This window comes from Actinomycetospora sp. ABD4_176, from assembly GCF_056311855.1.
In genome coordinates this window covers 2789298-2813510 of the sequence record NZ_CM149974.1, presented here as the reverse complement: position 1 = coordinate 2813510, position 24213 = coordinate 2789298, and the positions used below count along the sequence as shown (strand labels likewise).

22 protein-coding genes, 1 pseudogene and 1 riboswitch are annotated in these 24213 nt (G+C 74.9%); of the genes and pseudogenes, 10 read left to right on the top strand and 13 right to left on the bottom strand.

The genetic code is table 11. The features are described from left to right. Positions 1–2: 2 nt before the first annotated feature. The gene (locus ACYX4T_RS13625; RefSeq protein ID WP_476015027.1) at positions 3–1436 is read right to left on the bottom strand and encodes a short-chain fatty acyl-CoA regulator family protein; all 1434 of its coding nucleotides are present in this window, start codon (positions 1434–1436) and stop codon (positions 3–5) included. A gap of 199 nt (positions 1437–1635) precedes the next feature. Between ACYX4T_RS13625 and aceA the strand changes: the two genes are divergently transcribed. The 4 genes from aceA to ACYX4T_RS13605 all read left to right on the top strand — a co-directional run bounded on the left by aceA (position 1636) and on the right by ACYX4T_RS13605 (position 5176). Further along, positions 1636–2931, top strand: coding sequence for an isocitrate lyase (gene aceA, locus ACYX4T_RS13620; protein WP_476015026.1), 1296 nt, complete (start codon positions 1636–1638; stop codon positions 2929–2931). An 8-nt stretch (positions 2932–2939) separates the two neighbouring features. Further along, the gene (locus tag ACYX4T_RS13615) at positions 2940–3815 is read left to right on the top strand and encodes a 3-hydroxybutyryl-CoA dehydrogenase (protein WP_476015272.1); all 876 of its coding nucleotides are present in this window, start codon (positions 2940–2942) and stop codon (positions 3813–3815) included. Continuing rightward, positions 3812–4372: a ribonuclease E activity regulator RraA gene (gene rraA / locus ACYX4T_RS13610; RefSeq protein WP_476015025.1), complete on the top strand. Its 561-nt coding sequence runs from the start codon at positions 3812–3814 to the stop codon at positions 4370–4372. The genes ACYX4T_RS13615 and rraA overlap by 4 nt, the downstream gene beginning before the upstream one ends. Before the next feature lie 99 nt (positions 4373–4471). Next, positions 4472–5176: a DJ-1/PfpI family protein gene (locus ACYX4T_RS13605; RefSeq protein ID WP_476015024.1), complete on the top strand. Its 705-nt coding sequence runs from the start codon at positions 4472–4474 to the stop codon at positions 5174–5176. A 28-nt stretch (positions 5177–5204) separates the two neighbouring features. On the opposite strand, the gene ACYX4T_RS13600 is transcribed toward ACYX4T_RS13605, so the two are convergent. Beyond that, positions 5205–6047 carry an amidohydrolase family protein gene (locus ACYX4T_RS13600; protein WP_476015023.1) on the bottom strand — a complete coding sequence of 281 codons (843 nt, stop codon included), beginning with the start codon at positions 6045–6047 and terminating at the stop codon, positions 5205–5207. Between the two features lie 87 nt (positions 6048–6134). Here ACYX4T_RS13600 and cobF point away from each other — a divergent pair, with 87 nt between their 5' ends. Further along, positions 6135–6890, top strand: coding sequence for a precorrin-6A synthase (deacetylating) (gene cobF, locus ACYX4T_RS13595; protein WP_476015022.1), 756 nt, complete (start codon positions 6135–6137; stop codon positions 6888–6890). Further along, on the top strand, positions 6890–7273 hold the full coding sequence (locus tag ACYX4T_RS13590; protein ID WP_476015021.1) for an ester cyclase: 384 nt from the start codon (positions 6890–6892) through the stop codon (positions 7271–7273). The genes cobF and ACYX4T_RS13590 overlap by 1 nt, the downstream gene beginning before the upstream one ends. Before the next feature lie 4 nt (positions 7274–7277). Here the strand turns inward: ACYX4T_RS13590 and ACYX4T_RS13585 are convergent, their stop codons facing one another. The 7 genes from ACYX4T_RS13585 to ACYX4T_RS13555 all read right to left on the bottom strand — a co-directional run bounded on the left by ACYX4T_RS13585 (position 7278) and on the right by ACYX4T_RS13555 (position 14363). Then, a complete protein-coding gene (locus ACYX4T_RS13585) occupies positions 7278–7607 on the bottom strand; it encodes an ankyrin repeat domain-containing protein (protein ID WP_476015020.1) in 330 nt (109 codons plus the stop codon). Positions 7608–7647: 40 nt separating this feature from the next. Continuing rightward, entirely contained in the window at positions 7648–8217 is a 570-nt protein-coding gene (locus ACYX4T_RS13580; RefSeq protein WP_476015019.1) for a histidine phosphatase family protein, read from the bottom strand. Positions 8218–8227: 10 nt separating this feature from the next. Next, the gene (locus ACYX4T_RS13575; protein ID WP_476015018.1) at positions 8228–9955 is read right to left on the bottom strand and encodes an ABC transporter permease subunit; all 1728 of its coding nucleotides are present in this window, start codon (positions 9953–9955) and stop codon (positions 8228–8230) included. 91 nt (positions 9956–10046) lie between these two features. Continuing rightward, positions 10047–11558 carry an ABC transporter substrate-binding protein gene (locus tag ACYX4T_RS13570; protein ID WP_476015017.1) on the bottom strand — a complete coding sequence of 504 codons (1512 nt, stop codon included), beginning with the start codon at positions 11556–11558 and terminating at the stop codon, positions 10047–10049. Further along, the gene (locus tag ACYX4T_RS13565) at positions 11555–12817 is read right to left on the bottom strand and encodes an MFS transporter (RefSeq protein ID WP_476015016.1); all 1263 of its coding nucleotides are present in this window, start codon (positions 12815–12817) and stop codon (positions 11555–11557) included. The genes ACYX4T_RS13570 and ACYX4T_RS13565 overlap by 4 nt, the downstream gene beginning before the upstream one ends. Beyond that, a complete protein-coding gene (locus ACYX4T_RS13560) occupies positions 12814–13584 on the bottom strand; it encodes an ABC transporter ATP-binding protein (RefSeq protein ID WP_476015015.1) in 771 nt (256 codons plus the stop codon). Before ACYX4T_RS13560 ends, ACYX4T_RS13565 begins: the two co-directional genes overlap by 4 nt. Next, positions 13581–14363 (bottom strand): ATP-binding cassette domain-containing protein, encoded by a 783-nt coding sequence (locus tag ACYX4T_RS13555; RefSeq protein ID WP_476015014.1) that lies wholly within the window; start codon positions 14361–14363, stop codon positions 13581–13583. The genes ACYX4T_RS13560 and ACYX4T_RS13555 overlap by 4 nt, the downstream gene beginning before the upstream one ends. 270 nt (positions 14364–14633) lie before the next feature. Here ACYX4T_RS13555 and ACYX4T_RS13550 point away from each other — a divergent pair, with 270 nt between their 5' ends. Both ACYX4T_RS13550 and ACYX4T_RS13545 read left to right on the top strand, forming a co-directional pair. Further along, the gene (locus tag ACYX4T_RS13550; RefSeq protein ID WP_476015013.1) at positions 14634–14846 is read left to right on the top strand and encodes a CbtB domain-containing protein; all 213 of its coding nucleotides are present in this window, start codon (positions 14634–14636) and stop codon (positions 14844–14846) included. A gap of 27 nt (positions 14847–14873) precedes the next feature. After that, positions 14874–15731, top strand: coding sequence for a CbtA family protein (locus ACYX4T_RS13545; protein ID WP_476015012.1), 858 nt, complete (start codon positions 14874–14876; stop codon positions 15729–15731). 52 nt (positions 15732–15783) lie between these two features. Here ACYX4T_RS13545 and ACYX4T_RS13540 read toward each other — a convergent pair whose 3' ends face one another. From ACYX4T_RS13540 to ACYX4T_RS13525, 4 genes are all read right to left on the bottom strand, one after another. Further along, entirely contained in the window at positions 15784–16578 is a 795-nt protein-coding gene (locus ACYX4T_RS13540) for an ABC transporter ATP-binding protein (protein ID WP_476015011.1), read from the bottom strand. Beyond that, positions 16575–17606: a FecCD family ABC transporter permease gene (locus tag ACYX4T_RS13535; RefSeq protein ID WP_476015010.1), complete on the bottom strand. Its 1032-nt coding sequence runs from the start codon at positions 17604–17606 to the stop codon at positions 16575–16577. The genes ACYX4T_RS13540 and ACYX4T_RS13535 overlap by 4 nt, the downstream gene beginning before the upstream one ends. Further along, positions 17603–18571 (bottom strand): FecCD family ABC transporter permease, encoded by a 969-nt coding sequence (locus ACYX4T_RS13530; RefSeq protein WP_476015009.1) that lies wholly within the window; start codon positions 18569–18571, stop codon positions 17603–17605. The genes ACYX4T_RS13535 and ACYX4T_RS13530 overlap by 4 nt, the downstream gene beginning before the upstream one ends. A gap of 83 nt (positions 18572–18654) precedes the next feature. Then, the gene (locus ACYX4T_RS13525; protein ID WP_476015008.1) at positions 18655–19638 is read right to left on the bottom strand and encodes an ABC transporter substrate-binding protein; all 984 of its coding nucleotides are present in this window, start codon (positions 19636–19638) and stop codon (positions 18655–18657) included. Between the two features lie 196 nt (positions 19639–19834). Continuing rightward, positions 19835–20053: riboswitch (cobalamin riboswitch) on the top strand. A 154-nt stretch (positions 20054–20207) separates the two neighbouring features. Between ACYX4T_RS13525 and ACYX4T_RS13520 the strand changes: the two are divergent. Together ACYX4T_RS13520 and ACYX4T_RS13515 are read left to right on the top strand one after the other, a co-directional pair. Beyond that, positions 20208–23083, top strand: a pseudogene (locus tag ACYX4T_RS13520) (ribonucleoside-diphosphate reductase subunit alpha). Further along, positions 23080–24153 carry a ribonucleotide-diphosphate reductase subunit beta gene (locus tag ACYX4T_RS13515; RefSeq protein WP_476015007.1) on the top strand — a complete coding sequence of 358 codons (1074 nt, stop codon included), beginning with the start codon at positions 23080–23082 and terminating at the stop codon, positions 24151–24153. The pseudogene ACYX4T_RS13520 and the gene ACYX4T_RS13515 overlap by 4 nt, the downstream one beginning before the upstream one ends. Positions 24154–24213 lie beyond the last annotated feature (60 nt).

Here is a 24213-nt window from a genome sequence, read left to right as displayed (position 1 = left end):
GGTCAGCGGAGGCTGTCGGCCAGCACCGGGTAGGGCACGAAGGTGCTGCGGTCCTCGTCGACGTCCAGCGGGCGGCCGAGCGGCGGGAACGCTCGCTGGGGACAGGCCAGGCGCTCGCACGTCCGGCACCCGCTGCCGATCGGGACGGTGGTCGAGCGGTCGGCGAGGTCCAGGCCCGAGGAGTAGACGAGCCGGTCGGCGTGCCGCAGCTCGCAGCCGAGACCCACGGCGAAGGTCTTGGTCGGGCTGTTCCAGCCGCCCCGGCGACGCGAGACGGTGCGGGCGATCCAGAAGTAGCGCTGGCCGTCGGGCATCTCGGCGATCTGGGTGAGCACCCGGCCGGGGGCGGCGAACGCCTCGTAGACGTTCCACAACGGGCACGTGCCGCCCGTGCGGGAGAAGTGGAACCCGGTCGCCGACTGACGCTTGGACATGTTGCCGGCACGGTCGACGCGGACGAACGAGAACGGCACACCGGGAAGCGACGGCCGCTGCAGGGTGCTCAGCCGGTGACAGATCGTCTCCACCCCGACCCCGAAGTGGTCGGCCAGGCGCTCGATGTCGTACCCGGCGTCCTCGGCCGCCCGGTGGAACGGCCGGTAGGGCAGCACGAGCGCGGCGGCCGCGTAGTGCGCGAGGCCGATGCGGGTCAGGGCCCGGGTGGCGTCGTCACCGATCTCGTCCGCGCCGGCGGCGACCTCGGTCTCGATGAGGTCCTCGAACTCCAGGAGCGCGATCTGGGTCGCGACGCGGAAGGCACGCTGACCGGGCCGCAGGTGCGGCGCCAGCCGCAGCACGCGGTGATCGGGGTCGAAGCGGTGCAGCTCCTCGTGCTCGTCGTCGCTCGCGGGCGGGTCGGCGCCGACGCTCACGCGCACGCCGTGGCGCTCGGCGAGCCGGCGGACCAGCGCCCCGCGGGTCTCGCCGGCCCGCACGCCGATCTCGGCGGCGACGCACTCGGCCGCCTCGTCGAGGGCCGCCACGTGGTTGCGGCGGCGGGAGAAGAAGTCGCGCACCTGCTCGTGCGCGGTCGGAGGGCGGGCGGTGGTCCCGCCCTCGGTCGTGCCCGCCACCGCGTGACGGAGCCGGTCGTGCCGCGTCCGCAGCTCGACGAGGGCCCGCGCGACGCCGGGCAGGCGTTCCGCGAGCTCGGCGACCTCGCTCGCGGCGACCCGTCCGTCGTCGAGCTCGTCGACGAGGGCCTCGCGCGCCTCGGCGGTGAGCCGTGCGGTGTCGCGGCCGGCGAAGAAGCCGGCGTCGACCCCGAACGCCTCGGTCAGGCGCAGCAGCACGGGAACGGTCAGCGGGCGCGCGTCGTGCTCGATCTGGTTGAGGTAGCTGGGGGAGATCTCCAGCAGGCGGGCGAGCCCGACCTGGGACAGGCGGTGCTCCTCGCGCAGCCGCCGCAACCGGGCGCCTGCGAAGGTCTTCGCCATCGGCCCGCCTCTCCTCCCTGACCAGGAAAGACCGTAGCGGAGATACGCACTTCATGCCTTCGCCGTCTTCGCCGGACGGGCGCTCGGCTTCGCCGGATGTGGCCCTCCGTGGCGCTCGTCCCGGCCCACCGGGCGCTGTCAGCGTCGTGATCGCGGCGGGCGGACGCCGCGGACAGCACGACTCCCGAGGAGGACCGAGATGAGCACGGACCCGGTGACCGCCGTCGAGGCCGAGGCAGCCGAGCTGGCGCAGCGGTGGGCCACCGACCCCCGGTGGGCGGGTGTCGAGCGGACCTACACCGCCGAGGACGTGGTGCGGCTGTCGGGCAGCGTCGTCGAGGAGCACACGCTCGCCCGGCGCGGCGCCGAGCGGCTGTGGGCCGCGCTGGACCGCGAGGACTACGTGCACGCGCTGGGCGCGATGACCGGCGGCCAGGCGGTGCAGATGGTGAAGGCCGGACTGCAGGCCATCTACCTGTCGGGCTGGCAGGTCGCCGCCGACGCCAACCTCGCGGGCGAGGTCTACCCGGACCAGAGCCTCTACCCGGCCAACTCCGTGCCCAGCGTGGTGCGCCGCATCAACAACGCCCTGCTGCGCGCGGACCGGATCGCCGTCGCGGAGGCCGGGAAGGGCGAGACCGACTGGCTCGTCCCGATCGTGGCCGACGCCGAGGCGGGCTTCGGCGGGCACCTCAACGTCTTCGAGCTGACCCGCTCGATGATCGCGGCCGGTGCGGCGGGCATCCACCTCGAGGACCAGCTGGCCTCGGAGAAGAAGTGCGGCCACATGGGCGGCAAGGTGCTCATCCCCACCAGCCAGCACGTGCGGTCGCTCAACGCCGCCCGGCTGGCCGCGGACCTCGCCGGCGTCCCGACGATCGTCGTCGCCCGGACCGACGCCCTGGCGGCGAACCTGCTCACCACCGACGCCGACGAGCGTGACCAGCCGTTCCTCACCGGCGAGCGGACCGCCGAAGGCTTCCACCGCATCCGCAACGGCATGGACTCGGCGATCAACCGCGCCCTGGCCTACGCCCCGTACTCCGACCTCATCTGGATGGAGACCGGCACGCCCGACCTCGACGAGGCGCGCCGCTTCGCGGAGGCTGTCCACGCGCAGTTCCCCGACCAGAAGCTGGCCTACAACTGCTCGCCCTCGTTCCACTGGCGTCGCCACCTCGGCGACTCCGACATCGCGAAGTTCCAGCGCGAGCTCGGGGCCATGGGCTACGCGTTCCAGTTCATCACCCTGGCCGGCTTCCACGCCCTGAACCACTCGATGTTCACGCTGGCCAAGGGCTACGCGGAGAACGACATGACCGCCTACGTCGATCTGCAGGAGGCCGAGTTCGCCTCGGAGTCGGACGGCTACACCGCGACGAAGCACCAGCGCGAGGTCGGCGCCGGCTACTTCGACCTGGTCTCCACCGCGGTCAACCCGAACTCGGAGACGACCTCGCTGCGCGGGTCGACGGAGTCGGAGCAGTTCTCGTGAGCGGCGCGGTGGCGCCGATCGAGCGCGTCGGGGTCGTCGGTGGCGGGCTGATGGGGTCGGGCATCGCCGAGGTGTGCGCCCGCGCGGGCTGCGACGTCGTCGTCGTGGAACGCGATCCGGGTGCCGCCGAGGACGCCCGCCGGCGCGTCCAGCGCTCCCTCGACCGCGCGGCGCGCCGCGGCAAGGTGAGTGGCGAGGAGCGCGACGGCGCGCTGGTCCGTCTCGGCGTCTCCTCCGACCTCGGCGATCTGGCCGACCGCGAGCTCGTGGTGGAGGCCGTCGTCGAGGACGAGGCGGTCAAGGCCGAGATCTTCACGACGCTGGACAAGGTCGTCACGGATCCCGCCGCGATCCTCGCGTCGAACACCTCGTCCATCCCGATCATGCGCCTCGCCACCGCGACGGGGCGCGCCGCACACGTGGTGGGCATGCACTTCTTCAACCCCGTGCCCGTGATGGGGCTCGCCGAGGTCATCGGCTCGCTGCTCACGGCGACCGATGTGCGGACCCGCGCCGAGGACTTCGTCGAGACCACCCTCGGCAAGACCGTCGTGCGCGCGGCGGACCGGGCGGGCTTCGTCGTCAACGCCCTGCTCGTGCCCTACCTGCTCTCGGCGATCCGGATGGTCGAGTCGGGAGTCGCCACGCCCCGCGACGTCGACGCCGGCATGCGGATCGGGTGCGCCCACCCGATGGGGCCGCTCGAGCTGGCCGACCTCATCGGGCTCGACACGGTCAAGGCCATCGCCGACTCGCTGTACGCCGAGTTCGCCGAGCCGCAGTACGCGCCGCCGCCGCTGCTGTGCCGGATGACCGACGCCCGCCTGCTCGGGCGCAAGACCGCCCGCGGCTTCCACGACTACTCCGACGGGGAGACCCCATGAGCGTGACCAGCTTCCGACCCGCGATCCGCCCGGCCGCGGTCAGCCGACTGATCGCCGAGGTCGGCGGGCTCGGCACCGCCGACGTCTGCGACCGCTTCGGCGCCCAGGCGCGGGTGCTCGACCTGCCCCTGCGGTCCTTCGGCGGACGCACGGCGTTCTGCGGACCGGTGCGGACCGTGAAGTGCCACCGCGACAACGCGCTGGTCGGCCAGCTGCTCGACGGACCGGGGATGGGCTCGGTGCTCGTGGTCGACGGCAGCGGCTCGCTGCGCAGCGCGCTGCTCGGCGACCGGCTCGCCGAGCTGGCCCGGGTGAACGGATGGAGCGGCGTGGTCGTCCACGGCGCCGTGCGTGACGTCGCGGCGCTCGAGGAGACCGACCTCGGCGTCGCCGCTCTGGGCGCGTGCCCGGAGCGCAGCAGCAAGACCGGCCGCGGCGAGGTCGACGCCGACCTCGCGCTCGGCGGGACCGCGATCCGCCCGGGCGACGTGCTCGTCGCCGACCGGGACGGCGTCGTCGTCCTCGACGCCGAGCGCGTGGACGCCAACCACTTCTGAGGACGGCCCCGGGCGCGGGCCGGGAACCACGAGCTGCACACGGACGACCTCCGTGTCGAGCGCGGGAACCGGTCCGCGCCGACGTCGAGGGGTGGAGACATGACGAGGTCGTCGATCGGGCCGGTGGCCTTCGTGGTCTATCCCGGCCTGACGCTGCTCGACCTGGCCGGCCCGCTACAGGTCCTGTGCGCCGCGCGTGACGTCGGAGCGGTCGGCGAGGTGGTCGTCGTCGGCACCTCCTCCGACGTGCTGGACACCGACACACCCCTGCGGGTGCAGGCGGACCGGTCGTTCGACGAGGTCGGAGACCCTGCTGTCCTCGTCGTGCCCGGGGGAGGGGTGCCCACCCTGCGGGCCATGACGGACACGGCGCTGATCGACTACCTGCGGCAGGCCGGCTCGGGCGCGCCCCGGGTGTGCTCGGTGTGCACCGGCTCCCTGCTCCTGGGGGCGGCCGGGCTGCTCGAGGGACGGCGGGCGACGACGCACTGGGCCTTCCGGCACGTCCTGCCGCGGCTCGGTGCCGTCTCCGCCGAGGGCCGGTGGGTGGAGGACGGCCCGGTCCTGACCGCGGCCGGGGTGTCGGCCGGAATCGACATGGCGCTGCACCTCGTCGGCGCCCTCGCCGGCGACGACGCCGCACGCACCGTGCAGTTCGGGATCGAGTACGACCCCGCGCCCCCGCTCGGTGCCCTGCCCTGGGACTCGGCGCCGCGCGAGTCGATGGCCCCGCTGGTCGAGCAGGCACTGGCCCTGGCGTGGCGCAACCTCCCTGCCGACCACCCGTGGCGACAGCCCGCCTGATCGTGCCCACCCGGCGTGGGGCGAGCGATCAGGCGTAGAGGGCCTCGGCGTTGCCGGCGAGGGTGAGCCGGCCGAGCTCGCCGTCGCCCATCGCCTCGGCCATGCGGGCGAGCTCGCCGGTCCGGTCGCCCCAGGGCTCGTCGCTGGCGAACAGCACCCGGTCGTGCCCGACGCCGCGACGCTCGATCTCGGCGGCGAGCCAGCGGGGCGCGAAGCCGATCGCCCAGCTCGTGTCGGTGTAGACCTGCTTGCCGGCCGCGATCCAGTCGAAGAACCGGCCGCCGACGAGCTTGATGTGCCCGCTCATGCCGCCGCCGAGGTGCACGAGGTGCAGCTTGACGTCGTCGGCGTAGCGCTCGACGAGCTCGCCGACCTCGTCGATGTCCGACGCCGCGCCCGGCGAGGTGTGGACGTGGACGACGCGCCCGTGCTCGCGGGCTGCGGCGAAGATCGCGTCGAGCTGGGGTCGGCAGGCCTCGTCGGACGCCCGGCCGCCGAGCAGGAAGCTGATCTTGATGACGCGGACCTCGGGCTCGGCGGCGAGCTCCAGCGCCTTCGCGGTCATCTCCGCGTCCTGCGGCCGCGGCGACGCCCAGATGCCGGCGCGGATCCGGGCGTCCTTCTGCGCGGCTTCGAGGCAGAGCTCGTTGAGCGCGAACGAGGCGCTCGCGTCCGGCACGCCGTAGTTCGGGATGGCGACGGCCAGCTCGGTGCCCTCGGCGTCGAGGTCGGCGCGCAGGTCGTCGATCGTCGCGCGGGCGCCGATGTCGGGGTTGACCGGCGGCCCGCCGTAGAACGGGTAGGCGGGCAGGACGCCCAGGTGGCGGTGGGCGTCGTGGACGGCGGGCACGACCCGGTCGGCGAGAGCCATGACGTGAGTCCAGCAACGCCGTGTTGCCGGGTGATGTCGTCCGGACGACGTCGTGTGACGCGGGCCGACGTGAGAGCGTGCCCGTCCGTGCGCACGGTGCAGGTGGTGGGGATCGGTCTGGGCGACCCGGGGCAGCTGACGCTCGACGCGGTGGAGGCGCTCGGCGGCGTGGACGTGGTGGTGCTGCTGCACAAGCCGGGACCGGCGGACGAGCTGACCGCGATCCGCGCGCAGATCGTCGAGCGCTTCGCCCCGCAGGCCCGCGTGGTCGAGCGCGACGACGCCGTGCGCGACCGCACGTCCCCCGACTACGAGGGCGCCACCGAGCGCTGGCGCGACGAGCGGGCGGCGCTCTACGAGCAGGCGCTGCTCGACGAGGTGCCCGACGGTGGCTCGTGCGCGCTCCTCGTGTGGGGCGACCCGGCGATCTACGACGGCACCGTCGAGATGCTCCACCGCCTCGACGCCCGCGGCCGCGTGGCGCTCGACTGGCGGGTGGTGCCCGGGCTCGGCGCACCGTCGGTGCTGGCCGCGGCCCACCGCACGACGCTGACCCGCACCGCCCGCGCCGCCACCATCACCCCCGCCCGCCGGGTGCTCGACGACAGCGTCGACTCGGGCGAGGCGGACCTCGTCGTCATGCTCGACGGCGCCCGCGACCACGGCCTGGCGCACCTGCCCGACGACGCCGAGGTCTACTGGGGCGCCTACGTCGGCACACCCGACGAGGTGCTCATCGCCGGGCGCGTCGGCGAGGTCCGCGAGCGCATCCTCGCCGCCCGCGCCGAGCACCGGGAGCGCAAGGGCTGGCTCATGGACACCTACCTGGTGCGCCGGCGCTGATGGGGCTCGAGGCGGTCTACCGCGCGTACCTGGACTGTCTGAACGAGCGCGGGTGGGACCGTCTCGGCGAGTACGTGCACGACGAGCTCGAGTACAACGGCGCGGCGCTGACGCTCGACGACTACCGCGCGCTGTTGGCCGGGGACGTGGCGGCGATCCCGGACCTGCGGTTCGTGGTGGACCTGCTGGTCGTCGACGGCGACCACGTGGCGTGCCGGCTGTGGTTCGACTGCACGCCGCGGGGCACGTTCCGGGGGCTGGCGGTCGACGGCCGCCGGGTCGCCTTCGCCGAGCACGTCTTCTACCGCTTCCGCGAGGGTCGGATCGCCCGGGTGTGGTCGGTGATCGACACCGATGCGGTGCGAGGGCAGCTGGAGGGCTGAGCGTCTACCGCCGCAGCCCCGCCGCCGTCGACCCGCCGCGCACGCGCAGCCAGCGCACGAGGGGCTCGGCGCCGGATTCGACCGCCGCGTCGAGCGGCGTCTGCCCGAGGTGGTGCTGGCAACGGTTCAGCTGCGCCCCGTGCCGGAACAGGATCTCCACCGTGCTGAGGTGGCCCCCGCGGCAGGCGCTCCAGAAGGCGAGGTCCACCTCGTCCCACCCGGGCGAGGGCGAGACGTGCAGGAGCGCGACGACCGCCTCGTCGTGACCCGCGGCCGCCGCGTCGACCAGCCCCGCGACGGAGCGGTCGGTCACGGTCCCCTCGACGTCCCCCACGAGGCCATTGTGGTTGCGCGCGACCGGTGGTGCGACTCGATCAGCCCCCGACCGCGCCCAGCGACCGCAGGTTCCAGCGCCCCGCACCGCCGGTGAGCACCGCGAGGGTCAGGGGCGCGACGTCGACGCGCCACGCGGCGGCGGGGTCGGCGCCCAGGGCGTGGGCCACCGCGGCGCGCACGACGGGCGGGTCGACGACGGCGAGGCCCACCGCGCGGTCCTCGCGGGGCAGGGCGTCTATCCATCCACCGACCCGCGCGACGAGCGCCGCCAGCGACTCCCCGCCGGGTGGTGAGGCGTCGGCGTCGGTGAGCCAGGCCTCCAGCGCCGCGGGGTCCTCGGCGGCGAGGTCGGCGGGGGAGCGCCCGGCCCAGACACCCGGGTCGGGGCCGGCGGGCGCCTCGCCGTCGGTCGCCCGCCCCGGCAGCACCAGCGTCGCGGTGCCCCGGCAGCGGGCGGACGGGGCGCACCACACCCGGGCGGGCTCCCCGAGCCGCCCGGCGAGCTCCGCCGCGGCGCGGCGCCCGGCGGTGTCGAGCGGCTCGTCGGCGGGGAAGCGGGCCTCGCGGGCGGCGGTGGTCGCGGCGTGGGCGAGCAGGTGCAGGCGCACCGGGGGATTCTCAGGTGCTCGTGCGCGTCTCGCGCACGAGGGCCACGACGACGGCGAGCAGCGCCAGCCCGAGGGCGGGCGCGGCGATGGTCCAGGGCGCCCGGTCGACGTAGGCGAGCGAGGCTGCGAGCACGGCGCCCCACTCCGGCGAGTCCGGGGGTGCGCCGAGCCCGAGGAAGCTGAGCGCGGCGATCCCGAGCGCGGCGTGCGGCACGCGCGCGAGTCCGTGGCGCACCACCGGCGCCACGACCGCGGGCAGGACGTGGCGCCGCGCGACCCGCCCCGGCGAGGCCCCGACCAGCACCGCCGCCCGCACGTACCCCGACGCGCGCGCCTCCGTCGCGAGCGTGCGGGCGTGCACGGCCAGGGGCACCCACCCGACGGCCGCGACGGCGATCGCGGCGCCGAGCAGGCCGGGCCCCGCGATCGCGGCCACCACCAGCCCGACGACGACCGGCGGCACCGCGTTGAGCACATCCGCCACGCCCGCCCGCGCCGACCGCGCGCCGACGCCCACCGCGAGCCCGACGACCACGCACACCGCCGTCACCGCCACCGCGGTCCCGACCGTGAGCAGCGCGCCGTGCGCCACGCGCGCCCACAGGTCGCGGCCCAGCGCGTCGGCGCCCAGCGGCACCGACCACGACGGCGGCGCGAGGCGGCGCTCGGTCACGGTCGTCGACGAATCGCGCGGCAGGCCGGCGACGACGACGAGCGCGAGCACCCCCGCCGCGGACCACGGCGCCCACGACCGCGCCCGCCCCGACGTGTCCGGCACCCCGACCGCCACCTCCGCCCCCGCCCGCGCCGGCCCGAGCAGCGCGCGGTGCGCGAGCACCCCGACGCCGCCCAGGACGAGCCCGAGCAGGACGAGCAGCGTGACCGCGGCCTGCGCGAGCGGGAGATCCTGCGCGAGCACCGCGTCGAGCGCGAGCGAGCCGACACCGGGGATGCCGAAGAGCTGCTCGACGGCCACCGCGCTCCCGAGCAGGCCCACCGTGAGCAGGGCGACCTGGGGCACCGCGGTCGCCACGGCCCGCCGCGCGACGCCGAGCGCGACCGTCGCGGGTGGGGTGCCCCACGAGCGCCAGGTGCGCACCCACGGCTCGGCGAGCGCCGCCTCCGTCGCCGACGACAGCATCCGCGCCAGCAGCCCGCCCGCGGGCAGGCCGAGCGCCAGCGCCGGGAGGACGAGGTACGGCGGGCCGGCGAAGCCGGTGCTCGGCAGCAGCCCCCACGCCACCGCCACCACGGCGACCAGCACCGCCCCGAGCACGATCTCGGGCACGGCGCCGAGCACGGAGGCCGCCACCGCGCTCCCGCGCCCGCCCGGGCCGCCCCGCCGCGCGGCGCGCCACACGCCGGGGGCGAGCAGCACGGTGGCGGTCACGGCGGCGACGACCACCGCCGCGAGCGCGAGCGTCAGCGACACCCCCAGCGCGGCGAGCACCGACGGCGCGACCGGCGACCGCGACACCCACGAGACGCCCAGGTCGCCGGTGAGCGCCCCGCCCAGCCAGCCGAGGGCGCCGGCCACGGGATCGGTCGGGAGGTCGAGCTCGGCGCGCAGCGCGTCGAGGGCGGCGGGGGAGAAGCCGCGCTCGGGGTAGCGCACGCGCAGCACCGCGGCGGCCGGGTCGTCGTCCCAGAGCCAGGGCAGCGCGGCGACGACGAGCGCCAGTGCCGCGACCGCGAGCCCGGCCGTGAGCAGCGGGAGGAGCCGGCGCGCGGTGCTCACCCGCCCGCCCCGGCGTGTCGCGCGAGCGAGGATGTGGCGATCCTGGCGATGAGCGCCAGCGATGCCGCATCGCTCGAACCCGGCACCCCGCTCACCCCGCGTGCGTCGCGGCGGTGATGAGGAACTGCTCGTTGGGGTCCTCGGCCACGCCGGTGACGCCCGCGCCGAGGCCCACCCGCGCGCGCTCGGTGACGTGCGGGACCACGGCGTCGGCGGCGAGCACCCGCGCCTCCACCTCGAGCGCGGCGCGCCGGCGGGCCTCGACGTCGCTGGTCGCGGCGGCCGCGGCGAGGATCGCGTCGGTGGCCGGGTCGCAGTAGCGCGCCTGGTTGTAGCTGCCGCCGCACGAGAAGTCGCTGGCCAGATAGCCGACGGGGTCGCCGGTGTCGAGCTGCTGGCTGCGGCTGATGATCACGGCGTCGAACGCCCCGGTGCCCAGCTGCGCCTCGAACGCCGAGCTCTCCAGCACCGTCACGTCCACGGTGAACCCGGCGCGGCGCAGGGCGTCGGCGTCCGCGGCGGCGATCTCAGGGAGCTCGGCGCGGTCGGAGTAGGTCGCGAGCCTGATGCGCTGGCCCGCGACCGGCGCGGGCGGGGTCACGGGGTGCGGGGGACGCGCGCCCGGAGCGACCGCCCAGGGCGTCGCGGGCCCGAAGAGGCCGGCGGCCGGGTCGGCGCGGCCCTCGTAGACGGAGCCCGCGACGTCGACCGGCGCCAGCGCGGCACGCACCGCGGCCCGCACCCCGGGGTCGGCGAAGACCGGCGCGCGCTGGTCGAGGTAGACCGCGACGCTGCGCGGCAGCGGCACCCCGACGACCCGCTGCGGCGGCGCGATCGAGGCCACCTGCGAGGCCGGGATCGCCTCGGCGACGTCCAGCTCGCCCGCGCGCAGGGCGTTGGCGCGCGCGGCGCCGTCGGCGAGGAAGCGGGCGTCGATGCCGGGCGCGCCCACCGGTCCGCGCCACGACGAGGGGTTCGCCTCGAGCGTCGCGCCGGCGGACCCGTCGACGCGGGTGAGCACGAACGGACCCGTGCCCGCCCGCACCGGGCTGGGCCGGGCCGGGTCGGCGTAGGCGGACGGGGCGAGGACCACCAGCTCGGGCGAGGCCAGGCGCTGGGGGAGCACCGGGTCGGGCGCGGGCGTGGTGACGAGGACGGCGTCGGCGCCGTCGGGGACCGCCGTCAGCGCGGGCCCGGTGCCGGGGGACGAGGCCAGCGAGGCCAGCGCCCGGGGTGCCGGCGTGGCGGCGGCCGCGCGGGTGAGGCTGCCGGCGACCGCCTGCGGGGTGAGCGGCGTGCCGTCGTGGAAGGTGACGCCGTAGCGCAGGACGAACCGCCAGCTCGTCGGCGAGACCTGCGTCCAGGTCGTCGCGAGCGCCGGTGTCGGCGTGCCGCCGGTGAGGACCACCAACGGTTCGGTGACGCCGAGGCGCGTCGCCAGCGTCGCCTCGTTGCCGTAGGGCGACAGGCCCGACGTGGGCGGGAAGGACAGCCCGACCCGCAGCCGTCCGTCGCCGCCGTCGCCGCCCGAGGAGCTGAAGCACCCGGCCAGGGCGAGGCCGAGGACGGCGAGCAGGACCCCGAGGCGGTGGGCAGATCTCACGACGGCCTCCCGGCGGTGAGGGTGTCGGCGTGCAGCGACGGCACGCGGCGGACGAGGACGCCCATGACGAGCGCGCTGGTCAGGGGCAGGGCCGCGGTGACGGCCCAGGGCAGGGCGGGCGGGCCGCCGGCGTCGAGCAGGGCCCCGAGCAGCGCGCTCCCCCCGAGCACGGCGAGGCCGCCGGCGGACGCGAGGACGCCGAAGTGCGCGCCGAGGCGCCGCTCGCCCGCGAGCCGCCCGACCGCGTCCTGCGCGATCGGCACGACCGTCATCTGCCCGAGCGTCAGCGTCACCACGAACACGACCGCCGGCACCGGCCCGGGCACCCCGACGCCGACGAGCACCGCCGTCGCCAGGAACGACAGCGCGAGCACCGCGAACCCGACGGGCAGCGCGCGGGTCCCGAGCCGCCGGCGCACCACCGCGGCCAGCGGGACCTGGCCCACGACCACGATCACCGCCGACAGCACGAACAGCGCCCCGAGCAGCCCGGCCGACCCGACGCGAGCGAGCTCCACGGGCAGCGCGAGGTAGAGCTGGTTGTAGCTCAGCAGCCACGACGCGTACGCCGCGGCGAACGCCAGGAACGCGCGGTTGCGCAGCACCTCGCCCCACCCCGCGAGCACCGGCTCGCCGGCGTGGGCGGCGGGCTCGCGCGGCATGCCGCGGGCGAAGGCGACGAGGACGACGACGAACACCCCCGCGGCCGCCAGCGCCGTCACCGCGAAGTCGACCGACAGCAGCAGCGAGCCGAGCACCGGGCCCACCACGACGCCGACCTCCCCGGCCACCCCGAACATCGCGAAGGCCTCGCTCCGGGTCGGGCCGTCCTCGCGCTCCAGCGCCCCCGCCCGCCGCGCCAGCTCCGCCTCCACCGCGGGCGAGAACAGCGCCGCGGCGAAGCCCGTCGCCACCGTCCCCGCGACCAGCAGCACCGGCCCGTCGGCCAGCGCGAGCAGCAGGAACCCGGCGATGCGGATGACGAACCCGGTCAGGGCCACCGGGCGGGTGCCGCACCGGTCGGCCAGCGCGCCGCCGAGGAAGAACAGGCCCTGCTGGCTGAACGTCCGCAGCCCGAGCAGCAGCCCGACGAGCGCGCCGCCGAGGCCGAGGTCGCGCGTGAGGTGCAGCGCGAAGAACGGCAGCACGAGGTAGAAGCCGGTGTTGAAGGCGAGCTGGCCGAGCACGATGAGACGCATCGGGCGGGGCAGCTCGCCGAGGCGGCCGAGGATCGACCACCGGCGCAGCAGGTCGGTCACGCCACCTCCACGTCGAGCACGGCGTCGAGCAGCGCGCGGGTGGCGTCCGTGGTGGGGCGCGCGAGGACGTCGTCGATCGGTCCGGTCTCGACGACCCGGCCCGCGGCCAGGACGGCGACGTCGGCGCAGAGCCGCTGCGCGACCCCCAGGTCGTGGCTGACGAGCAGCAGCCGGGTGCCCGACGCGTGGGCGAGGTCGCCGACGAGGGTCACCAGGCGCCGCCGCGTCGTCGGGTCGACGGCGCTGAACGGCTCGTCGGCGACGAGCACGGCCGGGCGGGTCGCGAGCGCCCGGGCCAGCGCGATCCGCTGGCGCTCGCCGCCGGAGAACGCGGCCGGGCGGCGGTCGGCGACGGCCGGGTCGAGGCCGACGGCGTCGAGCAGCTCGGCGACCCGCTCCCCGTGCCCGCCGGGCACGCCCGCGCACTCCAGGGGCTCGCGGAGGCTCGCGCCGACCGGCAGCCGCGGGTCGAGCGAGCTGCCGGGGTCCTGGGCGACGACTCCGACGGCCCGGCGCAGCTCCCCGGGGCGGCGCGGCGTCACGACCTCGCCGCGGAACCGCACCGTGCCCGCGTCCGGGGCCTCGAGCGCGAGCAGCACCCGCAGCAGCGTCGACTTCCCCGACCCGGACGCGCCCACGACCGCGAGGTCGCGATCGGCGGGGACCTCGAGGTCGAGCCCGTCGAGGGCCGTGCGCACGACGCGACGCCACGGCCGGTCGCCGGGCACGGTGTAGCGGCGGGTCACGCCCGCGAGGGAGAACGTCATGCCCGCACCTCCGGCACCGACAGGCGGGCCGCGTCGACGAGCTCGCGGGTGACCTCGTGGCCGGGCGCGGCGAGCACCTCGCGCACCACGCCCTGCTCGACCACCCGGCCCCCGGCGACGACCACGACCCGCTCGCACACCGCGGCGAGCACCCCGAGGTCGTGGGTGACCAGCAGCAACGCCGTCCCCGACGCCGCGAGCGCGCGGTCGAGACGGTCGAGCAGGGACCGGGCGACGGGTCCGTCGAGGGCGGCGGTCGGCTCGTCGGCGACGAGCAGGCGCGGACGGCAGGCCAATGCCGCGGCGAGCGCGACGCGCTGGCGCTGCCCGCCCGAGAGCTGCGACGGTCGCGCGCGGGCGAGCTCGGCGGGCAGGTCGACCTCGGCGAGCGCCTCGACCACACGGGTCCGGGCGGCGGCGCGGTCGAGGCCCTGGTGGCGGCGCAGCGGCATCGCGAGCTGGCGGCCCACCGACAGCAGCGGGTGCAGGGCGGTCGCGGAGTCCTGGGCGACCATGGCGACGCCGCGGCCCCGCACGCCGGCGAGCGCGGTCTCGGGCGCGTCGACGAGCTCGGTGCCGCCGACCCGCACGCTGCCGCCCGCCCGGGTCCCGGGGGGCAGCAGGCCCGCGACCGCGGCCGCGGTCAGCGACTTGCCCGCCCCCGACGGCCCGACGACGCCCCACCGCTCGCCCGGCGAGACGGCCAGCGTGACCCCGTCGACACACGTCACACCGCCGGCGGCGACGGTGAGGTCGCGGATCTCGACGACGGGGGACACGGGCCGCGACCCTAGGTCCTTCCCGCGCTGCCGGGGCGCTTGCCCGGCGTGCTCTGCAACGCATGAAGGGCACGCGCACTCGTGCACGTGTTGCCAGTCGATGGTGGGACGGACCTCCGCAACGACCTGTGCACCGGCTGAACTGCCTGTTCAAGGCATATACCTCATCACATGCGCAGGCGTTGACGAGCTGATCTGCGGGACCTACCGTCGTGCGGTCCCCGTCGAGTTCGACGGTGACGTCGTCGTGCTCGTGAACAGGAGGACCTCGTGACCACTGCCGGTGCCGTCGCCCGCGCCCGGGCCACCGCCATCCCCGCGTCCGAGACGCTGCCGTGGCTGATCAGCGCCGTCGTCGTCGGTCTGCTCCTCTACTACTTCATCGGTGTCGACGAGGGGGCCGTCTCGGTCTTCGGCGACACCAGCGTCATCCACGAGTTCGTGCACGACGCCCGGCACTTCCTCGGCTTCCCCTGCCACTGATCCGGTCGCCGAGGAGGGACTGCTGACATGGAGGCACGCTCGTTCGTGCTGCGCGGCGCGCTGGCCGGGGCGATCGCCGGGCTCGTCGCCTGGGTGTTCGCGCTGATCTTCGCGGAGCCGCAGATCGACGCCGCGATCGCCTACGAGGAGGGTCGGGGCGAGGCCGAGGAGGCGCTCGCCGTGGCGGCCGGCTCGGCCCCCGCCGGCGGCGCCGAGGAGGAGGTCGTCAGCCGGGGCGTCCAGGCCACGATCGGCATCGGTGTCGGCATGGTCGGCATCGGCGTCGCCGTGGGCCTCCTGTTCGCCGTCGCCTACACGCTGCTGCACGGCCGCGTGGCCCTGCGGCCGCGCGTGCTCGCGCTCGTCATCGCGGGCGCCGGGTTCCTGACGCTCTACGCGACGCCGTTCGTGAAGTACCCGGCGAACCCGCCGGCGGTGGGCAGCGACGAGACGATCGGTGATCGTACGGCGCTGTACCTGGTCATGGTGATCGGCTCGTTGCTGTTCCTCGCGGCGGCGGTGGCGGTCGCCCGGCAGGTGCGGGCGCGCATCGGCACGTGGAACGCGGTGCTGGTCGGCGGTGTCGTCTACATCGCGCTCTCGACGATCCTCATGCTCGTCCTGCCGAACCTGGGCGAGCTGACGATCAACGTCATCGAGAACGGTCCGCGGGTCACCGAGACGCCGCAGCCGCTGCTCGACCCGTCGGGGACGATCGTGTTCCCGGGCTTCGACGCCGACGTGATCTACGACTTCCGCATCGCGTCGTTCACCGCGCAGGCCCTGCTCTGGGGCGTGCTCGGCCTGGTGTTCGGGGCGCTCGTCGAGCGCCGGCTCGCGAAGGGCGAGGTCGGCGAGCGCACGCCCGAGGCGTCCGCCGCCTGACGACGCACGACCCCGACGGCCCCGTCCCTCACCCCGAGGGGCGGGGCCGTCGTCATGCGCCGCCGGTCGCCCGGGGACGCGGCAGGACGAGGGGCGTCCCGGTCAGGGGGTCCTCGACGACCAGGGCGTCGACACCGAAGACCGAGGCGACGACCTCTTCGGTGATCACCTCGGAGGGCGCGCCCTGCGCGACGATCCTCCCGTCGCGCATGGCGATCACGTGGTGGGCGTAGCGGGCCGCGAGCTCGAGGTCGTGCAGCACCATGACCACCGTGCGTCCCCGGTCGGCGTTGACGGTCCGGAGCAGGTCCAGGACGTCGAGCTGGTGCGCGAGGTCGAGGAACGACGTCGGCTCGTCGAGGAGCATCGTCTGCGGTCCCTGGGCCAGGACCAGTGCGATCCAGGCACGCTGGCGCTGGCCCCCGGAGAGCTCGGCGACCGGCCGCTCGGCCAGGTCCTCGAGGCCGGTGGCGGCGAGCGCGGTGGCGACCGCCGCCTCGTCCTCGGCCGACCACTGCCGGAACCACCGTTGGTACGGGTGGCGGCCGCGGCCGACGAGGTCGGCGACGGTGATCCCGTCCGGGGCCACCGGCGCCTGGGGGAGCACCCCGATCCGCCGGGCCAGCTCGAGGGCCGGCAGGCGGGACAGCTCCTCACCGTCGAGCAGCACGCGGCCCGACGCGGGGCGCATCAGCCCGGCGAGGCCTCGCAGCAGGGTCGACTTGCCGCAGGCGTTCGGTCCGACGATCGCCGTGATCCTCCCCGCGGGCAACCGGACGGACTGGCCGTCGATCACCATGCGGTCGGGGGTGTAGCCCAGGCGCAGGTCCTCCCCGGAGAGGGTCATCCGCTCGCTCCGATCCGGTTGGCGCGCACGAGCAGCGCGATGAGCACGGGCGCGCCGACGAGCGCGGTCAGCACCCCGACCGGCAGCTCGCGCGGGGCGAATGCGGTCCGGGCGACGAGGTCGGTTGCCGCGACGGTGAGGGCCCCGACCGCCGCCGACGGGAGGAGGCCGGGGCTGCGCTCCCCGAGCAGGCGGCGCACCACCTGGGGTGCGACGAGGGCGACGAACCCGACCGGTCCCGCCGCCGCGGTGGCCAGGGCGGAGAGGCCGACCGCGCAGGCGAGCAGGGCCAGGCGCGCACGGAGGATCCGCCGCGAGAGGGCGCGCGCGAGATCGTCCCCGAGCTCGAGCAGCGCGAGGTGGCGGGTCAGCACGACCGCGGCCGGCACCAGCACCGCGACCGCCGCCGCGACCGGGACCACGTCCGGCCAACCCCGGCCGGAGAGGCTGCCGACGAGCCAGACCGCTGCCTGGTACGCCGCGTTGACGTCGGCCCGGCCGAGCATGAAGGTGGCCGCCGCGCTGAGCATCGCGGCGACGCCGATCCCGACGAGCACCAACCGGTAGCCGGAGAAGCCGTTGCGGTAGGCCAGGACGTACACCACCGCGGTGGCGAGGGCCGCGCCGGTCAATGCTCCCGCGGTGACCCCGAGCGCCGAGGCGCCGACACCCAGGATCATCACCACGGCGCCGGCGGACGCCCCCGCGTTCACCCCGATCACGTCGGGGCTGACCAGGGGGTTGCGCGCGATCCGCTGCAGCACGGCGCCCGCCACCCCGAACGCGGCCCCGACCAGCACGCCGACCAGGGCTCGCGGCAGCCGGTCGAGCACGACGATGTCGTAGGTGATGATCGTCCCGTCCCCGGCCAGGGTGTCCAGGACGGTCCCGAGCGACATGGGGTACTGCCCGACCCCGATCCCCACGAACGCGACCCCACCGGCGGCGAGCGCGGCGAGCACGCCGACCGCGAGACCCCGGAGCCGGAAGCGGGTCGAGAACCCGCGCCGGCGCACCACCACGGTCACAGCACGGCTACCTTCCGTGTCCGGACGAGGTGGAGGAAGAACGGCCCGCCGACGATCGCCGCGGTCACGCCGATCTGGACCTCTTCGGGAGCGATGACCACGCGGCCGACCACGTCGGCCAGCAGCACCACGGCGGCCGCGAGGAGCGCGGCCACGGGGAGCACCCAGCGGTGCGCGGTGCCCACCAGCGGCCGCGCGACGTGCGGGGCGACGAGACCGACGAACGCCACCGGCCCGGCGATCGCGGTCGCGGTGCCCGCGAGCACGACGAGGGCCGCGAGCCCGAGGGCCCGTGTCGTCCCCGGCCGCGCGCCCAGGCTCTGTGCCGTGTCGTCGCCCAGGGCCGCGGCGTCGAGCCGGCGGACGAGCACCGCGGCCAGGACGCCGCCCGTGACGGCGAGCGGCACGGCCTGCGCGACGGAGACCAGGTCGGCGCGGGCGAGCGAGCCGATGATCCAGTAGCGGTACCGGACGAAGAGGTCGCGGTCGAGCAGCACGATCGCCCAGACGGCCGCCATGACCAGGGCCGAGACGGCGGCGCCGGCGAGGGCGAGCTTGATCGGGGTGACGCCGTCGCGCCCGGCGCCGCCGATCGCGTAGACGGTGACCGTGGCCAGGGCACCGCCCGCGAGCCCGAACCAGACGTAGCCGGCGAGCGCCCCGACGCCCGTGACCGACATCGCCGCGATCATCGCCGCCGCGGCCCCCGCGTTGACGCCGAGCGTGCCCGGGCCGGCGAGCGGGTTGCGGGTGACGCCCTGGGCGATGCACCCGGCCAGGCCGAGGCAGGTCCCGGCGAGGAGGCCCGCCGCCGTCCGCGGCACCCGGACGTGGCGGACCACGATGTCCGCGGGCCGGCCGGCGAAGTGCCACAGCCCGTCGTGCAGCTCGGCCCACGACAACGGCCGGCTGCCGATCTTGAGCGAGGCGACGGTCGCGAGCGCCACGAGGACGGCGGACGCCACGAGGACCCCGGCCGCACCGAACGGCGCCCGTCGGGTCCGCCAGAACCGGCCGAGCAGGGGGAGGGGCGTCGCGGGCGCCGCCACTACCGGTGGACGAGGCCGGCGACCGTCTCCGCCGCGTACGGGCCGCGGACCCCGGCGGCGCGGTCCTCGAACAGGAACGGGAAGACGCGCCGTTCCCGGACGGCACGGACGGCACCCAGCGCGGGGTCGTTCAGGATCCGCGCCACGTCCGCCTCGCCGTCGGGGCCGATCGTCGCGGGATCGCAGCACGTCGAGGTGAGGATGACGTCCGGGTTGCGGGCGGCCAGTTCCTCCTTGCTCACCGCGACGTGCCGGCGCTCGGTGAGGTCGGCGAACGCGTTCTGCGCCCCGGCCATCGCCAGCACCTGGGTCCCGAAGTCGATGCCCGACGCGACCCGGTAGCTGCCGTCGTCGTCGCCCAGCACGATCGCGACCCGCGGCGCGGGACGGCCCGCGACCTGCTCCGCCACCGCGTCGACCCGGCCCTGCAGGTCGGCCACGACCGCGTCGGCCCGCTCGGGCACGCCGAACAGCCGCCCGAGCCCCCGCAGGTCCGCGTAGACCGTCTCCATGCGCACCGTCGCCGGGTCGATCGCCTCGTCGGACAGACCGTCCCGGCTCGGGCACAACGGAGCGTTGATCCACGTGGCGATCCCCAGCCGACCCAGGTCGGCGCGGGTGCTGATGCTCTCGGAGCCGCTGGTGGCGAAGGCGTTGTTGAAGCCCGCCAGCACGAAGTCCGGGTTCGTGGCGAGCAGGGCCTCGCGCGACGGCAGGTCGGGGATGTTCGGGACCCGTGCCTGGGCCTCGGCGTGCTGAGGAAGGACCGGCGCCCCGTGGTAGGACGTGCCGACCAGGCGGTCGGAGAGCCCGAGGGCGTGGATCGCCTCGGCCGCCGGCTGGTAGAGCGCGTAGACGCGCTGCGGAGGTCCCGGGACGGTCACCGGCAGGCCGCAGTTCACCTCGGTGATCCCGCCCGGGCCCACCGCCGCCGGCTCCGGCCGCCCGCCGCACCCCGCCAGCACCATCGCGCCGACGGCCATCAGGACGAGCCAGCCTCGCGACCTGCGGCGACCGGACGGAAAAGACACAACGGACCTCCTCGGCGTCGGTGAGGAGAATGCATCAACATCGACATCTCATGAAGTGATGAGGTGTGTGCCGTGCTTCACGGTCGGACTCTCGCGACACGCTGAGTCGATCATGTGGTGGTCCGTTCGTGTCCGCGCACCCAGATGTAGGGTCCGCCGCGTCGATGGTTCCCGGGTCGTCCTCGTGGCGGTCCGGGTGGCAACAGGGAACCCGGTGCGAATCCGGGACTGCCCCGCAGCGGTGAGCGGGAACGACCGCCGTCACGAGCACTGGGTCCGCCAGGTCCTGGGAAGCGACGGCCAGTAGGTGGTGCCGAGAGGTGCCGTGCCCGCGAGTCCGAAGACCTGCCATCGGTGGGTGCGCCGCCGGCGCGCTCGGGTCCGCGGCCTCGTGGGAGGGCCGGGCGGACGGACGTCGGACGGCGCGATCACGGGGAAGTGACCGCACCCGCGACGGACGGCCTGCTCGGCTCCCGGCACGGGAGGCGGGCCCTCGGGCAGCGAGCCACGAGGAGAAGGCCCTGACCACCGTCGAGCAAGCCCCCGCGCGACCGGAGACGGCGTCGCCCGTCCCGGTCATCCGCCGCAACGGCCAGACCACGCCGTTCGACGCGAGCAAATCTCGTCCGCGCTCACACGCGCGTTCCTCGACGTCGAGGGCACCGAGGCCGGCTCCTCGAGCCGGGTCCGTGCCGTGATCTCCGAGCTCACCGAGGCCGTCGAGCTGGCCCTCCTGCGCCACGCCGGCCCCGACCGCGCGGTGCACATCGAGGAGATCCAGGACCAGGTGGAGCTCGCGCTCATGCGCGGTGGCCACCACAGGATCGCGCGGTCCTACGTCCTCTACCGCGAGGAGCACGCCCGCGCCCGGGCGGCGGCGCCGTCGGCGGAGGCGGAGCTGCACGTCCGTCTCGCCGACGGCACGACCGCTCCGGTGGATCTGGACCGCCTCCGCCGCGTGATCGCCGAGGCGTGCGACGGGCTGCCGGGCGCCGACGCCGACCGGGTGCTCGCCGAGACGCGCAGGCTGCTCTACGACGGCATCGGGGCCGCCGAGCTCGACCAGGCCCCGGTGCTCGCCGCGCGGTCGCTGGTCGAGACCGATCCCGACCACTCCGTGGCGAGCGCCCGGCTGCTGCTCGACGTACTGCGCCGGGAGGCCTTCCCGGCCGTCGGTCTGCCCGCGCCGGCCGACCACGCCGAGGCCGCCGACGCCTATCCGGCCTACCTCGCCGCCTACGTGCGCCGCGGCATCGAGGTCGGGCACCTCGACCCGGCACTCGGCGAGCTCGACCTCGACCGCCTCGCGACGTCCCTGCGACCCGAGCGCGACCTCGACTTCACGTTCCTGGGCCTGCAGACCCTCTACGACCGCTACTTCCTGCACGTCGGGGGCGAGCGCTACGAGATGCCGCAGGCGTTCTTCCTGCGCGTCGCCATGGGGCTCGCGGTCCGGGAGATCGACCGGGAGGCCCGCGCCGCGGAGTTCTACGAGCTGCTCTCGGCGTTCGACGTCATGTGCTCGACGCCGACGCTGTTCAACGCCGGCACCACGCGCCCGCAGCTCTCGTCCTGCTTCCTCACCACGCTGCCCGACCACCTGCCCGGCATCTTCTCCGGCATCAGCGACAACGCGCTGCTCTCCAAGTACGCGGGCGGCCTCGGCAACGACTGGACCCCGGTCCGGGGCACCGGCGCCCACATCCGCGGCACCAACGGCGAGTCGCAGGGCGTCGTGCCCTTCATGAAGATCGCCAACGACACCGCGGTGGCGGTCAACCAGGGCGGGAAGCGCAAGGGCGCGGTGTGCGCCTACCTCGAGACCTGGCACATCGACGTCGAGGAGTTCCTCGACCTGCGCAAGAACACCGGCGACGACCGCAGGCGCACCCACGACATGAACACCGCGAACTGGGTGCCCGACGAGTTCGTGCGCCGTGTGCGGGCCGACGGCGAATGGACACTGTTCTCGCCCGACGAGGTGCCCGACCTCCACGACCTGCACGGCGACGCGTTCGCGCAGGCCTACCGGGCGCACGAGGAGGCGGCACGGCGGGGCGAGCGGACGGTCGTCCGCGGGGTCCGAGCCGTCGAGCTCTGGCGGCGGATGCTGACGATGCTCTTCGAGACCGGCCACCCGTGGATCACGTTCAAGGACCCCTGCAACGTGCGCTCGCCGCAGCAGCACGCCGGGGTCGTGCACTCGTCCAACCTGTGCACCGAGATCACGCTCAACACCACGTCCGCCACCGGTGCGGAGGAGGTGGCGGTGTGCAACCTGGCGTCGGTGAACCTGGCGCGGCACGTCGGTCGGGACGGCCTCGATGTCGAGAAGCTGGGCCGGACCGTCCGCACCGCGGTGCGGATGCTCGACAACGTCGTCGACGTCAACTTCTACACGATCCCGGCGGCGCGCAGGTCCAACCTGCGCCACCGCCCCGTGGGCCTGGGGATCATGGGTTACCAGGACGCGCTGTTCGCCCAGCGCATCCCGGTCGCCTCGGAGGCGGCGGTCGAGTTCGCCGACGTCTCCATGGAGCACGTCAGCTGGCACGCCATCGCCGCGTCGTCCGACCTCGCCGCCGAGCGCGGCCGCTACGCGTCGTTCGACGGCTCGCTCTGGAGCCGCGGCGTCCTGCCGATCGACTCGGTGGAGCTGCTCGCGGACACCCGTGGCGACGGCGAGCTCGTCCTCGACCGCACACAGCGCCTCGACTGGGGCTCGCTGCGTGAGCGGGTGCAGCACCAGGGCATGCGCAACTCGAACGTCATGGCCATCGCCCCGACAGCGACGATCGCCAACATCACCGGCGTCACCGCCTCGATCGAGCCGCTCTACCGCAACCTCTACGTCAAGGCGAACATGAGCGGCGACTTCACGGTCGTGAACCCGCACCTCGTGCGCGATCTCGCCGAGCGCGGGCTCTGGGACGCGGTCATGGTCTCCGACCTCAAGTACTTCGACGGCGCCCTCGGCGAGATCGACCGGGTGCCCGACGACCTCAAGGAGCTCTACGCGACCGCGTTCGAGGTCGACAGCTCGTGGCTGGTGGAGGCCGCGGCGCGACGCCAGAAGTGGCTCGACCAGGCCCAGTCGCTCAACCTCTACGTCTCCCGACCCGACGGGCGAGCCCTCGACGCGCTCTACCAGCTGGCCTGGGAGCGCGGGCTCAAGACGACGTACTACCTGCGCTCGCAGGCGGCCACGCGCGTCGAGAAGTCCACGCTCGCGACCGCCGACGGCAAGCTGAACGCGGTCGCCCCGGCCGCGCTCGCGGCGCCGATCCCGACCCCCACCCCGGCACCGGCACCCGCGCCGAGCCCGGCGCCGGTCCTCGACCCGGACGCCGCGCCCGCCTGCTCCATCGACGACCCCGACTGCGAGGCCTGCCAGTGACGACCATCGAGAACGCCGCCGAGGGCACGGGACTCGGCGCCATCGAGCGCGGCGCCGAGCGCGTCGACGTCTCCGACAAGCGCATGATCAACGCCCGGGCGGACGTCAACCAGCTGCTGCCGATGAAGTACCGGTGGGCGTGGGAGAAGTACCTGTCGGGCTGCGCGAACCACTGGATGCCCTCCGAGGTGTCGATGCAGGCCGACATCGCCCTGTGGCGCTCCCCGGACGGGCTGACTCCCGACGAGCGGCACATGGTGAAGCGCAACCTCGGTTTCTTCGCCACATCGGAGTCCCTGGTCGCGAACAACATCGTGCTCGCGGTGTACCGGCACCTCACCAACCCCGAGTGCCGCCAGTACCTGCTGCGCCAGGCCTTCGAGGAGGCCGTGCACACGCACACCTTCCAGTACATCTGCGAGTCGCTGGGTCTCGACGAGGGCGAGCTGTTCAACGCCTACCGCGAGGTCCCGTCGATCACCGACAAGGCGGGGTGGGCGCTGGAGCGCACCAGGACCCTCGAGGACCCGGACTTCCGCACCGGCACCACGGAGGCCGACCAGGCCTTCCTGCGCGACCTCGTCGCGTTCTACGTGGTGTTCGAGGGGATGTGGTTCTACACGGGGTTCGCGCAGATCCTCTCGCTCGGCCGCCGCGGGAAGATGGTCGGTATCGCCGAGCAGTACCAGTACATCCTGCGCGACGAGTCGATCCATCTGAACTTCGGCGTCGACGTCATCAATCAGATCGCGGTCGAGAACCCGCACCTGTGGACGTCGTCGTTCACCCGCGAGATCCGGGAGATGCTCGCCGAGGGCTGCGAGCTCGAGATCGCCTACGGCCGCGACACGCTGCCGCGGGGGATGCTCGGGCTCTCCGCGGACTCCTGCGAGCAGTACATGCGGTTCGTCGCCGACCGTCGCTGCGCGCAGCTGGGTCTAAACCCGCTCCACGGCGAGAAGGAGAACCCCTTCGGCTGGATGAGCGAGTCGATGGACCTCACGAAGGAGAAGAACTTCTTCGAGACGCGGGTGACCGAGTACCAGACCGGCGGCACGCTGACCTGGTAGGTGCCGTGGGTATGTGAGCACTTTCCGGCGCTATAGCGCCGGAAAGTGCTCACATACCGG

What these genes read in the sequence shown, in the direction of transcription:
- ACYX4T_RS13560 (WP_476015015.1), bottom strand. Translation starts at nt 13,584, where the DNA reads ATGACGTTCTCCCTCGCGGGCGTGACCCGCCGCTACACCGTGCCCGGC.
- ACYX4T_RS13540 (WP_476015011.1), bottom strand. Translation starts at nt 16,578, where the DNA reads ATGACCCTCTCCGGGGAGGACCTGCGCCTGGGCTACACCCCCGACCGC.
- ACYX4T_RS13600 (WP_476015023.1), bottom strand. Translation starts at nt 6,047, where the DNA reads ATGGCTCTCGCCGACCGGGTCGTGCCCGCCGTCCACGACGCCCACCGC.
- ACYX4T_RS13545 (WP_476015012.1), top strand. Translation starts at nt 14,874, where the DNA reads ATGGAGGCACGCTCGTTCGTGCTGCGCGGCGCGCTGGCCGGGGCGATC.
- aceA (WP_476015026.1), top strand. Translation starts at nt 1,636, where the DNA reads ATGAGCACGGACCCGGTGACCGCCGTCGAGGCCGAGGCAGCCGAGCTG.
- ACYX4T_RS13605 (WP_476015024.1), top strand. Translation starts at nt 4,472, where the DNA reads ATGACGAGGTCGTCGATCGGGCCGGTGGCCTTCGTGGTCTATCCCGGC.
- rraA (WP_476015025.1), top strand. Translation starts at nt 3,812, where the DNA reads ATGAGCGTGACCAGCTTCCGACCCGCGATCCGCCCGGCCGCGGTCAGC.
- ACYX4T_RS13590 (WP_476015021.1), top strand. Translation starts at nt 6,890, where the DNA reads ATGGGGCTCGAGGCGGTCTACCGCGCGTACCTGGACTGTCTGAACGAG.
- ACYX4T_RS13625 (WP_476015027.1), bottom strand. Translation starts at nt 1,436, where the DNA reads ATGGCGAAGACCTTCGCAGGCGCCCGGTTGCGGCGGCTGCGCGAGGAG.
- ACYX4T_RS13525 (WP_476015008.1), bottom strand. Translation starts at nt 19,638, where the DNA reads ATGGCCGTCGGCGCGATGGTGCTGGCGGGGTGCGGCGGGCGGCCGGAG.